Below are 12827 nucleotides of genomic sequence, written 5' to 3'. Positions count from 1 at the left end.
CATGACTTTTTTCTTGTCCGCCGCCGCGCCGCCGCTTTGTCACCGCTGCCCGTAATAGGCATTGGGGCCATGTTTGCGGCTGAAGTGTTTATTCATCAGGTGATCGTCGATAAGCCGCAGGCGCGGATTAATGGAGCAGGCTATCCACGCCATTTTCGCGACTTCCTCCATCACCACCGCATTGTGCACAGCTTCATCCGCGTCTTTTCCCCAACAGAAGGGGCCGTGCTGATAAACGATGATCCCCGGCGTATGTAACGGGTTGCCGTCGCCGAGGGTTTCGGCGATGACCACGCCGGTGTTTTTTTCATACGCTTGCTCGACTTCTTGCGGCGTTAATGGCCGGGTGCAAGGGATATCGCCATAAAAGTAATCGGCGTGGGTCGTTCCCAGCGCCGGGATCGCCAGCCCCGCCTGCGCCCAGGCGGTAGCGTGTGTGGAATGCGTATGGACAATGCCGCCGATTTGCGGATAACGACGATAAAGCGCCAGATGCGTCGCCGTATCGGATGAGGGCCGGTATTTGCCCTCGACGACGTCGCCTTGCATATCCACCACCACCATATCGTCAGGTTGCATCACCTCATAGGCGACGCCGCTGGGCTTGATGACGATAACCTGCCGTTGCCGATCGATGGCGCTGACGTTGCCCCAGGTGTAGGTCACCAGTCCGTAATGGGGCAGCGCCATATTCGCCTCGAACACCTGTTGTTTTAGCTGCGCTATCATGCGGTTTCCTCCACCAGCAATCCGGCCCGGACCATCTGTTGCTTAACCCAGTCACGCGCGGCGGTGATTTCCTTTATCGGGTCGGATGATGTTTCACTCCACATTTCAATGAGATAAGGGCCGCAATAGCCGCTTTCTCTGAGTGTGGTAAAACAACGTGCAAAATCCACCACGCCGGTGCCGAACGGCACGTTTTTGAACACGCCGGGGCGCGTGTCCTTTACATGCACCGCCACGATGTGGCCTTTACCCGCCCGTAGTTCCATCTGCACATCGTTATCCCACGCGGACAGATTGCCGATATCGGGATAAAGCTGAAACCACGGATTATTAAGGTAGTTGGCATAACCCAGCGCTTTGCTGATGGAGTTCATCAGCGGGTAGTCCATGATTTCCATCGCCAGCGTCACCTGCGCGCGGCTGGCCATTTCCACCGCCAGTTGCAGGCCGTGACGAAAACGCTCCCTGGTGGCGTCGTTAGCCTGTTGGTAGTAAACATCGTAACCTGCAAGTTGGATCACGCGAATGCCGACATCCTGCGCCAGACGGATCGCCTTGCGCATGATGTCCAGCCCCTGATTTCGCGTATCGTCATCTTCCGAACCCAGCGGAAAGCGGCGATGCGCGCTCAGACACATCGACGGAACCCGGATGCCGCTGAGGGCCACCGCGCTCACCAGTTCCAAACGTTGCTCACGGCTCCAGTCAAGGCGCGCCAGACGGTCATCACTTTCATCCACCGACATTTCGACAAAATCAAAACCCAGCGTTTTCGCCAGTTGCAGACGCGTCAGCCAGCTTTCATCCGGCGGTAGGGCTTTTTCATAAATACCGAGCGGAACAGACTTCATGAGCATGAGATCACCTTATCCCCAGAGTTGAGCGATGCTGTGTTTGAACTCGCGTGCGGCGTCCACCGGATTGGCCGCATCACGGATACTGCGACCGGCGATAAACACATGAATCGGGATCCCTTTGAATAACGGCAGATCCGCCAACGCCAGTCCGCCGGTCACCGTGACCTTGAAGCCCATCTCCGCCAGCCGCTTAATGGCGCTGATGTCGGCGTCGCCCCAGGCGATACCCGCAGCCTGAGCGTCCCGGCTGCGGTGATACACCACTTGCCGGATACCAATATCGCGCCAGGCCTGCGCCTGCTCCCAGGTCCAGAAACCGGTCAGTTCAATTTGAACATCGCCTTTGAATTCGCGTGCGACTTCCAGCGCGCCCGCGGCGGTGTTGATGTCGGCGCAGCAAATCACGGTCACCCAGTCGGCCTGGGCTTCAAAGCACATGCGCGACAGAATCTTACCGGCATCGGCAATTTTGGCGTCGGCCAACACAATCTTGTGCGGATACAGCGATTTCAAATCACGCACGGCGCGCACGCCTTCGCCAACGCACAGGATGGTGCCGACTTCAATAATGTCCACCTCTTCGGCGATCAATCGGGTGGTCTGGTAAGCATCGGCCAGCGTCTGGTTATCCAGCGCCACTTGTAGCATCGGTAAATGAGACATCAATAAACTCCTTAATCAGCATGCCGTCTTAGCGGTCTGGTCAATCAAATCCAGTACGTCCTGCTCGGTGCGACAGGCGCGCAGGCGATCGAAATTGGCTTCGTCTTCAAAAAGTTGCACGATCTGCATGATGCCCACTTCCTGATGGGTATTGGCATCAATGGCCGCCATGGTGATCAGGATATCCACCGGGTCGTTATCTTCGTGGTTGAAAACCAGCGGCGTTTTCAACGTCACCAGCGCAAAGCCGGTTTTTTTAACCCCTTCTTCCGGGCGGCCATGGGGCATGGCGAGTCCTGGCGCGATGACAAAATAAGGGCCGAATTGTTTTACGCCGTCCAGAATCGCCTGGTAGTAGCGCGGTTCGACGACATCGGCAGCGACCAGCAGATCAACCCCGATTTTCACCGCCTCCTGCCAGGTGTCGGCTTCGGCCTGCAAACGGATGGAATGATTTTCCGCCAGCGAATCACGTAGTTTCATGCGCGCTCCCTATTGTTTTAAGCCTTGTTTTAGATCCGTCGGAAAGTGCGCATGGATAACGTCCAGCAATTTGGGGCCGAAATCCGCCGCGGAGAGCATATTGCGCACGCCGACCACATATTTGTTGCCGCTGACCGTGATCTCATCGGCAACATGGGTAGAGGCGATGATGATGTCGGCCCCGCTCAGTTCAGCCTTGTATTCGCCCACCGCACAGCTATTCAGGCTGTGGGCGATGCCCTGTTCGGTCAGAAATTGGCCGACTTTCATTTTCATGATCATGGAACTGCCTTGTCCGCAGCCGCATACCGCTAAAATTCGTACTGTCATGATGGTGTCTCCGAGTCAGTTCACGGGAGTTTCAGTAAGTTGCTTTTCCGCATCTTCTTCAGCGCGTAATGTCCGGCTGGCAAAGACCATGTAAATCAGTGCAATAACAATGACGACGCTCATAAACCACAGACCGAGCGTCAGTCCCTGCATCAACGGCGGGGCCAGAATCGACCAGTCCGCCATGCCCATCCATGCGCTCAGTCCGGTCAGTTTGACCGCCCAGACGCAGCCGAAGATTTCGAACATGCCCATCACCAGACAGATCTTCAGCGCGGCGCGCCAGCCGCCGAAATGGTTGGCGAATACGCCGATGGTGGCGTTAGAGAAGAACATCGGGATAAATCCGGGGATGATCATGATAGGCGAGCCGATGCCGATCAGAATGCCGACAGCGATTAACTGACCGATGGTGCCCCACATAAAACCCCATACCACGGCGTTGGGCGCGAAGCTGTAAATGGCGGCGCAATCGATAGCCAGCACCGCGCCGGGAATCAACCGTTGGGAAATGCCGTTAAAGGCTTCGGAAAGTTCGGCGACGAACATTCGCACGCCTTGCACAATGATGAAAATGGCGACGGCGAACTGAAAACCGGTTTGCAGGATATAAATCGACCAGTGCACTTTGCCTGCCATCTGCTGCAAGGTGTCCAGCCCGAAGGAGAGCAGGATCGCGCCAAAGAATACCGTCATGACAATGGCGGTGGAGACGATATTGTCATGGAAGATGTTCAGCCAGCCGGGGAGTTTCAGATTTTCCACGCTCTCTTCTTTTTTCCCCAGATAAGGCGCGAGCTTATAGGCCAGCCAGGAAGCAAACTGTTGCTGGTGGCCGATGGAGAAGCCGCAGCCATCGGTGACCGCCTGCGTGGGTTTGTACATCATGTTGGAGGTAATCCCCCAGTACAGGGACACCAGCACCGCGCTACAGATGATGGTGGTCCACATGGGATAACCGAGAATATAGAAGAAAACCGCGAGCAGACCGGCCTGCTGAAACATGATATGGCCGGTCAGCATGATGGTGCGGATACCGGTGATACGGCGCAGCAGCACATAAATAATATTCAGGGCCAGCGCCAGCAGCACGGCATAGCCCACCCAACTGTAGGCGTCGCCCATGCGTTCGATGGTCGCCATCATGGAAGCATAGGTGTCTGATATCGCGCCATTGATGCCATAAACGTCGGACATTTTGGCCACGAAGGGTTTGAACGTACCGGTCAGAATCCCGGACCCTGCCTGTAACAGCATAAAACCGATAATGGTTTTAATGGTTCCTTTAATGATAACGGTAGCGGTTTTGCGTAGTAGTAAATAACCCAGAAACGTCACAATCCCCAGCAACAGCGGGGCATTGGTCATAACCTGATTAAAGAAAATCGTGAAAATATTATAGAGAGTTTCCATAAACACTCCGTTCGGCTTTTTTTGGTCATCCTGTTACGCGTCCTCTTCGAATGCGCTGGCGCGGTCAGGCCTTTTTTGTAGACGCAATCACTCTATCAATCACTTGTAATCATAAAAGATAATTTTTTGATTATTCGTGAGGGGCATCGCAATTATCTTTTTTACGCACGATTATCCTTAATGTAAAGATTTAATTTATATTTTTTTATTATTATTCATGTTGTTATATTGTTTTGTGAGATAATTTTAATGATGTCTTTCTTTGTGTTTTTACCCACATTGTAATGATTTTTGTAAAAAAAACCGGATTGTTATCATGCTTTAATAGTGATAAGTTTTCATTACTAATCATTAATTATCATTTAGTGATTTTTTTTGATAACACACCAATATGCCGATGATGAGGTTCACACGATGAGTAAAGTCGAGAGTATTACCCGCGAGTCATGGATCCTGAATACCTTCCCGGAGTGGGGGACCTGGCTGAATGAAGAGATAGAACAAGAGCAGGTGGCGCCAGGCTCATTCGCCATGTGGTGGCTGGGCTGCACCGGCATCTGGCTGAAATCGGAAGAAGGCGCGAATCTGTGTGTGGATTTCTGGTGCGGCACCGGCAAGCAAAGCCACGCCAATCCGCTGATGAAGTCAGGCCACCAGATGCAGCGTATGGCGGGCGTGAAAAAATTGCAGCCTAATCTGCGCACCACGCCATTTGTCCTCGATCCGTTCGCCATTCGTCAGATTGATGCGGTACTGGCGACGCACGACCATAACGATCATATTGATGTGAATGTGGCGGCGGCGGTGCTGAAAAACTGTGACGGCAATGTGCCGTTCATCGGACCGCAAAGCTGTGTGGATTTGTGGATCGGCTGGGGGGTGCCGCAGGAACGCTGCATCGTGGTGAAACCCGGTGATGTCATCGCCATCAAGGATGTTGAAATTCATGCGCTGGATGCGTTTGACCGCACGGCATTGATTACGTTGCCCGCGGAAGAGAAGGCGGCAGGCGTTTTGCCGGATGGTATGGATAAGCGGGCGGTAAACTATTTGTTCAAAACGCCGGGCGGTAATCTTTATCACAGTGGCGATTCGCATTACTCCAACTATTACGCCAAACACGGCAATGAGCACCAGATCGATGTGGCGCTGGGGTCTTATGGCGAGAATCCGCGCGGCATCACTGATAAAATGACCAGCGCGGATATATTGCGTATGGCCGAAGCGCTGAACACCAAAGTAGTGATCCCTTTCCATCATGATATCTGGTCGAATTTTCAGGCTGATCCGCAGGAAATCCGCGTGTTATGGGAAATGAAAAAAGATCGGCTGAGATATGGCTTTAAGCCTTTTATCTGGCAGGTCGGCGGCAAATTCACCTGGCCGCAGGACAAGGATAATCTGGAATATCACTATCCGCGCGGATTTGACGATTGTTTTACCCTGGAGCCGGATCTGCCGTTCAAATCGTTCCTATGAGACTGCCGAAAGGGGCATGGCATCATGCCCCGTCATCGTCTGGATACACCTGCCGTGCGAACTTTTGATAAGTTATGATTCAAATCATTACAAACGCTCATTATAATCGGTATTCAGAATCCATTTAGCGGGGCCAGCATGACTGAATCTCAGCGCCATAATGCCATCATCGATTTTCTGCAACGACAAGGGCAACTGACGGTTGCCGATCTGATCAAGCACTTTGATGTTTCTCCAGCCACGGCAAGACGCGATATCAACAAGCTTGATGAATCCGGTAAGTTGCGGAAAGTGCGTAACGGCGCTGAAGCGGTGAATACTCCGCGTGCGGCCTGGACGCCGCTGAATATTTATCAGGCGCAGAATCTGGATGAGAAAATGCGTATCGCCAAAGCTGCGGCGCAATTGTGTCGTCTCGGGGAAAGCGTGGTGATTAACTGTGGTTCGACGGCTTTTTTGCTTGGACAGGAGATTTGCGGCAAAGACGTGCAGGTGATAACCAACTACCTGCCTCTGGCGAATTATCTGATCGAACAGGAGCACGACAGCGTGGTGATCATGGGCGGGCAATATAATAAAAGCCAATCCATCACGTTGGCGCCGCAGGAAGGCGACGCCAGCCTGTATGCCGGACACTGGATGTTCACCAGCGGTAAAGGGCTGACGGCGGAAGGGCTGTATAAAACCGATATGCTGACCGCGATGGCGGAGCAGAAGATGCTGCGTTATGTCGGCAAGCTGGCGGTGGTGGTGGACAGCAGCAAGATTGGCGAACGCGCCGGGATGCTGTTTAGCCGGGTCGAACAGATTGATGTGCTGATCACCGGCAAGCAAGCCAATGCACAGATTATCGCGCAACTGCGTGAACAGGGCGTCGAGGTGCTATTGGTGTGACGGTGCGGGTTTTCGCTGCCGTCCGGCGAGTTGTCTGGTTTACTCCGCGCTGCTTCAGGTTACAATAATGCTCCTTGTAATTAACGTGGTTGTAACCTCTGATGGAACAATTTGAATCGCTAGACATCGATCAGGCGTATGCCCGCTGGCAGCAGGGCGGGATTATCGCCGATATCCGCGATCCGCAGAGCTTCGCGGCGGCGCATGTACCCGGCGCGCGACACCTGACCAACGAGACGCTGTCGGATTTTGTTCGCGACGCCGATTTTGATACGCCCGTCATGGTGATTTGCTATCACGGCATCAGCAGTCGTAATGCGGCGCAGTACCTGGTCAGTCTGGGTTTTTCGTCGGTGTATAGCATCGATGGCGGCTTTGAAGCCTGGCAACATCGCTACCCGCAGGCTATTCAGGCGCAGGGGTGATGAATATCGGGCCTGACGCTTCAGGCCCTTTCGCGTGTTCATTGCTGCTTATCCGCGGTTGTTTCTGAATACCTGAATGATGCTTTTGGCCTGCATGATCATCACAATGAAAAACAGCACGGCAAGGAAAGCCGAGATGGGGCGTTCCACAAAGGCCAGCAGATTGCCATCGGATTTCAGCAAGGAAGAGAGCAGACTTTTCTCAAACATCGGCCCCAGCACCATGCCCAGGATCACTGGCGCTATCGGGTATTTATGCTTTTGCAGGAAGTAACCCACAATCCCCATCGCCAACATCACCACCACCGATGCCATCGAGTTATTCATCGCAAAGGCGCCGACGATGCTGAACACAATCACCACCGGATACACAATATCCTTGTTCACGGAGATCAGGCGCTTGAGGAAGTTCACCACGATCATCGCCAGCGGCAGCAACGCGAGGTTGGCGATAAAGAACAGCATGAAAATGGCGTAAAGTTTCTCCGGGTGGAAGATGAACAGGGACGGCCCCGGCTGCATGTCTTTCATATACAGCACGCCGATCACAATGGCGGCTACGGAATCGCCGGGAATGCCGAATACCAGCATGGGAATGTAACTCCCCGCCAGACTCGCGTTGTTGCTTGATGAGGCGTTAATAACGGCTTCTTCCGAGCCTTTGCCATATTTTTCCGGTTCACGGGAGAATTTTTTCGCCACCGCATAGGAAATCCACGCGGCAATATCAGCGCCCGCGCCGGGCAATACGCCGATCAAGGTGCCGATGGCGCTGCTGCGGACAATGCCTGTCCGGTTCTTTTTCAGCGCGGGGCCTATGCCGGACAGGATATTAAACGACGATTTTTCAGCGGGCGGCGGCGCGGCGTCGGCTTGTTGCACCTTGTCGCGGTGACGATTGGCGTAATATTCAATCGCGTTGGCGATAGCGAACATCCCTATCATGGCTGGAATAAAACTGATCCCTTCCAGTAGCGCCACCTGACCGAAGGTGAAACGCGGCTGTCCGGTAAATTCATCATAACCGATGGTGGCGAGAACCAGCCCCAGCAGGAGCGCCATCAGGCTTTTGACGATATATTGTCCTGAAATCAAGGTTGAGCAACTGAGCCCCAGTAACGCCAGCCAGGTGTATTCAAACGAACTGAATTTCAAGGCGAAGGAGGCCAGGATCGGCGAGGCGAACGTCAGCACAATCGCGCCAATGATGCCGCCAATCACCGAAGTGCTCAGGCCGAGGCCGAGTACGTAGTTGGTTTTCCCTTGTTGGCTTAGCGCATAGCTGTCATCCACATAGGCGGCAGAGGCGGGCGTCCCCGGAATACGCAGCAGCACGCCAGGGATATCCCCGGCGTAGATGGTGGATGCGCCCACCGAGATCATCATGGCCAGCGCGGGGATCGGGTCCATGAAAAAGGTGAAAGGCACCAGCAGGGCGACCGCCATGGTCGCCGTCAGGCCGGGTATCGCGCCGACAAACAACCCGAACAGGCCTGCGGCGAAAATGGCGATGATGGCATTGAGGGTAATGTATTCACTGGCGTTGATCAGGATATCCATCGTCACGCTTCCTTAAAAAAGACTGCCTGAGGGAAGTGGCACTAATAATAGTTTGGAAAACAAGTAGTAAATGCCGCTCGACAGCCCCACGGCGGACAGTGCGGCAATCAGCTTGTTTTTGGGCAGGAAGAACACCAGCAGGCCCGCCATGATGAGGCTGGTTGTCACAATAAAGCCAAGTAATTCAACGAAATAAATATAGAAAATCACCATGAGCGCCACCAGGCACACGCTGAGGATATCCCGTTTCCCGTTGTCTGAAGCTGGGTTATCATCTTTTTTCAACCGTATCGTAGCCAGGTCCAGAATCGATAGCAAAACCATCAGGCAACCGAGGATGGCAGGCATAAATCCCGCGCCAAACGCGGCCACATCACCGAGTTGAATAAAGGCGTAAGCGGCGACGCCGGCACCGAACAGCAGGAAAATCAGCGGGAGTAACAAAGATAGCTTCGGCATATTGTTCAGGCGTCATTTGCATGACGCCTGCCTGTTTTATTGGTCGTCGGAAAGCAGGCTTCCAAACTGAGCGTCTTCATCCTTCATGAATTGATAAAGTTCGTCACCGTATAGCGCGCTGACTTCAAACCCCTGATTATTGGAGAATTTCTGGAGCTTGCCGGAGTCATAGACCTTTTTCATCGCGGCGGTCAGTTTATCGGCGATCTCAGGCGGCAGCCCTTTCGGGGCGGACAGCACGTTCCATGTTGTCAGCGACCAGTCGTATGGCGTCGCCTGATTGAAGATAGGGATATTGGCATACAGCGCCGAGGCCTGATCGGACATGATAGCCAGATGGCGCACCATACCGGCGTCTACCATGCTTTTGGCTTCGCCGGGGGAAGAGGTGACGAAATCAACGCCGCCGGAAACCAACTCTTGCAGCGCGGCGCTGGCACCCTGGGATGGAATATAGCGGACGGCGTTTTCCGGCAGGTCGGCGCTTCTCAGCATCCCCAGGGTATTAAGGTGCCAGACGGATTTCAGTCCGCTGCCTGAGGCGCGCAATTTACCCGGTTGCTGCTTAATGGCGTCGATTAACTGGTTGGCATCCTGGTATGGCGAGTCTTTGGCGACCTGCAAGCCGCCGTAAATCACCGCCAGCCGACTGATGGGGGTGTAATCCTGATAGCTGAGATTGGTCATTTTCTGGTGGTGCATCATGGCGATTTCCACCGTCACAATCCCCAACGTATAACCATCCGGCTTGGCGCGATTGATCGCATCATGGCCGACAACGCCGCTACTACCGGTGCGGTTGACCACATTGACGTTTACGCCCAGTTCTTTTTGCAACCCTTGAGCAACCAGACGCGCCACCGTGTCGGTATTTCCGCCCGCGCCCCAGGGGACGATGATGGTGATAGGTTTTTCCGGCCACGCCGCCAGCGCGGAGCAAGAGAGTAAAAGCGTACTTAACGCCGTCAACCGAATGCGTTTCATCATCGGTGTTTCCTTCTTGTAGGGGTATGAGGAAAAAAGGTAATTAGTTCTTGAGATTTATTTTGTTTTGATAATCAGCCGTGCCGTTGCGGATTTGCTCAAGGATCACCGCCAATCCCCAATATTTTTCCAGCACATCGTCTTTATTGACCCGGCAGTAAGCACTGCTGAAGGTTGCCAGGCGTTGGTGATAAATTTTGGCATTCTTAGGATAGCCCAGCGTTTCCGTCACTGCGGCGAGTGAAAGAAACGTCGCCAGTTCCTGCGCCAGTGCCGGGTTACTGTGATGGTGATGGTAAAGCCAGCCATATAACTCAGGATGGAAGTTGGTGAACACGCCGCTGAAACCTTTTGAACCGGCTTTCATCGCATCAAAGGCGATGGCGGCATTCGCATTGATGATATTCAGCGGGGTATCGGCGACCAACTTCACCCGGCGAGTCACGGTAGGCAGATCGCAACTCACATCTTTCAGCACCACAAAACGTCCGGTATTGGCGCAGTAGCTCAGTTCTTCATCGCTCAGCAAGCGACGATATGGCGCCGGACATTCATAAAGTCCCAACGGCATTGAAGCGGGCAGGGCAGCCAGCAACTGATTCAACGTAGAGTAAAAGACATCGCTGCCCTGATTGTTCGAGTCCAGATGGTTGGTGACCAGCACCAGCGCGTCAATGCCGGTTTCGGCCATGGCGCGGAGTTCGCCGATCTGCTCATCCAGATCGTCGCTAATATGACCTGAAGCAATGACCGGAATGCGGCCCGCCGCTTTTTCAACCACGAAACGCGCCAGTTCCACGCGTTCCGCCAGACTGAGAAACAGCATCTCGCTTGACTGGCAGACGGCGAACAACGCATCGACGCCTTTGGCGAGATACCAGTCGATAAGCTTTTCCAGTCCGGGATAATCAATGTCGTTATTTCCGGTAAATGGGGTCAGCATGACCGGGACAATGCCGTCGATTTGTTTCATTGTTTACTCCTGGCGGAATGAGGTGATGGATAAATGTAGTGAGTCAGCGCTGTGACAGCCGCAGCCTGACCTGTCGATGCTCCGGCATATTCGCCGCCCCTTCGCGCTCCACCGCTAGCGAGGCGAAGGCGGAGGCGTAAGTCGCGGCCTGAAGCAGCGTCTGTCCGTTGGCAATGGCGGCGGCCAGCGCGCCGTTAAACGCATCGCCTGCGCCGGTGGTATCAATGCTGAGCGCCGGAAATGCCGGGATATGCTGGAACTGGCTGCCTTCAAACAGCAGCGCGCCCCGCGCACCCATCGTGATAATTACGCAGCGGGCGCCCAGCGCGACGATTTTCTGCGCCGCCTGTTTCGTGCTGTCCAGATCGTGGACATCGATCCCCGACAGCAGGGACGCCTCGGTTTCATTCGGCGTGATGACATCGAGATAGTCCAGATAAGGCAAGATGTCGCTGGAGTAAGGCGCCGGGTTGAGAATAACTTTTTTACCCAGCGCGTTAGCCAGCTTCATGGCGTTTAATGTGGCGGAAAAATTGTTTTCCAACTGGAGCAACAGCACGTCGGCGTGGGAGAGTTCCGGCGTGATGGCGGCAACTTCTTCTTCATTAATCGTCTGATTGGCGCCGGGATGAATGGCAATCATGTTTTCGCCATTCTGTTGCGAAACATAGATGATGGCGTTGCCTGTCGGCTCCGTTTCGGACTGATAAAGCGTAAAAGAGAGGATCTCCGACGAGGCGAGATGATCATAGGCGAACTGGCTAAACTGATCTTTGCCCACCTTGGAGACGAAGTGGACGCGCGATCCCGCACGACTGGCGGCCATGGCCTGATTCGCCCCTTTCCCGCCCGGCCCCAGCGTGCTGCCCTGCGCCATCAGCGATTCGCCGCCTTTGGGGAAACGCGCGACTTTAGCGACGATATCGACGTTAAACGAACCCAGAATACAAACCTTACCGTTCATCCTGTTTCCTTTGTTTTTTACGCCTGACGGTCGGGGTTGTTTGCCCAGCCGTTTCAGCAAAACTTCAAAGTTCTCGCCACTGGTGGTGATGAGTTCGGACTGTAAGTTGCGACGTATAACGATAGCGCCGCCGTGACAACGTTGAATCAGGTTCATATGCGCCAGCGCGTTCAAATCGCTGCGTATCGTTTCTCTGGTCACGGCAAACTCTCTGGCCAGAAACTCCACGCTAGCCCGCCCGTGCCGGTCCAGGTAGGTCAGGATCCTATTTCGTCTTTCTTCGAGAAACATAGCGCCTCCCTGTTTATGATGGAGAGTAGAATAGTCCCGTTGATTAAAAAGTGACTAATGTCATAGGAAACAGGCTGAAACGGAAGTAAACAAAAATAAGTGATTTGGTTACCAAAAAGAGAGGGAAATGATTTGGTGTTGTTATGTTGAGCGGAATTTGTAACGAATAACAGGAAATATTCACGGTGCTGAAATGATATTCTCGCGCACATCTCGAGCCTGTAAATCAAATTGTGTAATTGCCTGTTTTTGATATCGTTATCCGAACAGCGGAGACAGGCAAATTATGGACGAGAAGAAACTTCAGGCACTTGCTACAGAAC

General features: G+C 53.6%; 14 protein-coding genes. 3 read left to right on the top strand and 11 right to left on the bottom strand.

Annotated elements, in window-relative coordinates; translation table 11 throughout:
- Positions 1–39: 39 nt before the first annotated feature.
- From DES54_RS09565 to DES54_RS09540, 6 genes are read right to left on the bottom strand one after another with little or no spacing between them, the layout of a single operon-like run.
- Positions 40–726 carry an L-ribulose-5-phosphate 4-epimerase gene (locus DES54_RS09565; protein WP_113866880.1) on the bottom strand — a complete coding sequence of 229 codons (687 nt, stop codon included), beginning with the start codon at positions 724–726 and terminating at the stop codon, positions 40–42.
- Positions 726–1586, bottom strand: coding sequence for an L-ribulose-5-phosphate 3-epimerase (locus DES54_RS09560; RefSeq protein ID WP_113866810.1), 861 nt, complete (start codon positions 1584–1586; stop codon positions 726–728). The genes DES54_RS09565 and DES54_RS09560 overlap by 1 nt, the downstream gene beginning before the upstream one ends.
- A gap of 9 nt (positions 1587–1595) precedes the next feature.
- Entirely contained in the window at positions 1596–2249 is a 654-nt protein-coding gene (locus DES54_RS09555) for a 3-keto-L-gulonate-6-phosphate decarboxylase UlaD (RefSeq protein WP_113866808.1), read from the bottom strand.
- 15 nt (positions 2250–2264) lie between these two features.
- Entirely contained in the window at positions 2265–2732 is a 468-nt protein-coding gene (gene ulaC, locus DES54_RS09550; RefSeq protein ID WP_113866806.1) for a PTS ascorbate transporter subunit IIA, read from the bottom strand.
- Between the two features lie 9 nt (positions 2733–2741).
- Positions 2742–3062 carry a PTS ascorbate transporter subunit IIB gene (ulaB, locus tag DES54_RS09545; RefSeq protein WP_113866804.1) on the bottom strand — a complete coding sequence of 107 codons (321 nt, stop codon included), beginning with the start codon at positions 3060–3062 and terminating at the stop codon, positions 2742–2744.
- 15 nt (positions 3063–3077) lie between these two features.
- Positions 3078–4475 (bottom strand): PTS ascorbate-specific subunit IIBC, encoded by a 1398-nt coding sequence (locus tag DES54_RS09540; RefSeq protein WP_113866802.1) that lies wholly within the window; start codon positions 4473–4475, stop codon positions 3078–3080.
- Between the two features lie 414 nt (positions 4476–4889).
- Here DES54_RS09540 and ulaG point away from each other — a divergent pair, with 414 nt between their 5' ends.
- From ulaG to glpE, 3 genes are all read left to right on the top strand, one after another.
- Positions 4890–5954, top strand: a complete 1065-nt coding sequence (gene ulaG, locus DES54_RS09535) for an L-ascorbate 6-phosphate lactonase (protein ID WP_113866800.1) — start codon at positions 4890–4892, stop codon at positions 5952–5954.
- Positions 5955–6092: 138 nt separating this feature from the next.
- Positions 6093–6848, top strand: coding sequence for an HTH-type transcriptional regulator UlaR (ulaR, locus tag DES54_RS09530; protein ID WP_113866798.1), 756 nt, complete (start codon positions 6093–6095; stop codon positions 6846–6848).
- 101 nt (positions 6849–6949) lie between these two features.
- A complete protein-coding gene (gene glpE, locus DES54_RS09525) occupies positions 6950–7273 on the top strand; it encodes a thiosulfate sulfurtransferase GlpE (protein ID WP_113866796.1) in 324 nt (107 codons plus the stop codon).
- A 48-nt stretch (positions 7274–7321) separates the two neighbouring features.
- Here glpE and DES54_RS09520 read toward each other — a convergent pair whose 3' ends face one another.
- From DES54_RS09520 to rbsK, 5 genes are read right to left on the bottom strand one after another with little or no spacing between them, the layout of a single operon-like run.
- Positions 7322–8833, bottom strand: a complete 1512-nt coding sequence (locus DES54_RS09520) for a tripartite tricarboxylate transporter permease (RefSeq protein ID WP_113866794.1) — start codon at positions 8831–8833, stop codon at positions 7322–7324.
- A 12-nt stretch (positions 8834–8845) separates the two neighbouring features.
- A complete protein-coding gene (locus DES54_RS09515; protein WP_113866792.1) occupies positions 8846–9292 on the bottom strand; it encodes a tripartite tricarboxylate transporter TctB family protein in 447 nt (148 codons plus the stop codon).
- 36 nt (positions 9293–9328) lie between these two features.
- Positions 9329–10279 (bottom strand): tripartite tricarboxylate transporter substrate binding protein, encoded by a 951-nt coding sequence (locus tag DES54_RS09510; protein WP_240634950.1) that lies wholly within the window; start codon positions 10277–10279, stop codon positions 9329–9331.
- A 40-nt stretch (positions 10280–10319) separates the two neighbouring features.
- Complete coding sequence (locus tag DES54_RS09505) at positions 10320–11249, bottom strand: dihydrodipicolinate synthase family protein (RefSeq protein ID WP_113866790.1); 930 nt, start codon at positions 11247–11249, stop codon at positions 10320–10322.
- A 43-nt stretch (positions 11250–11292) separates the two neighbouring features.
- Positions 11293–12504: a ribokinase gene (gene rbsK, locus DES54_RS09500; RefSeq protein WP_113866788.1), complete on the bottom strand. Its 1212-nt coding sequence runs from the start codon at positions 12502–12504 to the stop codon at positions 11293–11295.
- Positions 12505–12827: the final 323 nt, after the last annotated feature.

The sequence above is a fragment of the Brenneria salicis ATCC 15712 = DSM 30166 genome (assembly GCF_003315515.1).
Classification (GTDB): Bacteria; Pseudomonadota; Gammaproteobacteria; order Enterobacterales; family Enterobacteriaceae; genus Brenneria; species Brenneria salicis.
This window is presented reverse-complemented; position numbering and strand designations above follow the sequence as displayed.

What these genes read in the sequence shown, in the direction of transcription:
- DES54_RS09560 (WP_113866810.1), bottom strand. Translation starts at nt 1,586, where the DNA reads ATGCTCATGAAGTCTGTTCCGCTCGGTATTTATGAAAAAGCCCTACCG.
- DES54_RS09555 (WP_113866808.1), bottom strand. Translation starts at nt 2,249, where the DNA reads ATGTCTCATTTACCGATGCTACAAGTGGCGCTGGATAACCAGACGCTG.
- ulaC (WP_113866806.1), bottom strand. Translation starts at nt 2,732, where the DNA reads ATGAAACTACGTGATTCGCTGGCGGAAAATCATTCCATCCGTTTGCAG.
- ulaB (WP_113866804.1), bottom strand. Translation starts at nt 3,062, where the DNA reads ATGACAGTACGAATTTTAGCGGTATGCGGCTGCGGACAAGGCAGTTCC.
- DES54_RS09540 (WP_113866802.1), bottom strand. Translation starts at nt 4,475, where the DNA reads ATGGAAACTCTCTATAATATTTTCACGATTTTCTTTAATCAGGTTATG.
- ulaG (WP_113866800.1), top strand. Translation starts at nt 4,890, where the DNA reads ATGAGTAAAGTCGAGAGTATTACCCGCGAGTCATGGATCCTGAATACC.
- ulaR (WP_113866798.1), top strand. Translation starts at nt 6,093, where the DNA reads ATGACTGAATCTCAGCGCCATAATGCCATCATCGATTTTCTGCAACGA.
- glpE (WP_113866796.1), top strand. Translation starts at nt 6,950, where the DNA reads ATGGAACAATTTGAATCGCTAGACATCGATCAGGCGTATGCCCGCTGG.
- DES54_RS09520 (WP_113866794.1), bottom strand. Translation starts at nt 8,833, where the DNA reads ATGGATATCCTGATCAACGCCAGTGAATACATTACCCTCAATGCCATC.
- DES54_RS09515 (WP_113866792.1), bottom strand. Translation starts at nt 9,292, where the DNA reads ATGCCGAAGCTATCTTTGTTACTCCCGCTGATTTTCCTGCTGTTCGGT.
- DES54_RS09510 (WP_240634950.1), bottom strand. Translation starts at nt 10,279, where the DNA reads ATGATGAAACGCATTCGGTTGACGGCGTTAAGTACGCTTTTACTCTCT.
- DES54_RS09505 (WP_113866790.1), bottom strand. Translation starts at nt 11,249, where the DNA reads ATGAAACAAATCGACGGCATTGTCCCGGTCATGCTGACCCCATTTACC.
- rbsK (WP_113866788.1), bottom strand. Translation starts at nt 12,504, where the DNA reads ATGTTTCTCGAAGAAAGACGAAATAGGATCCTGACCTACCTGGACCGG.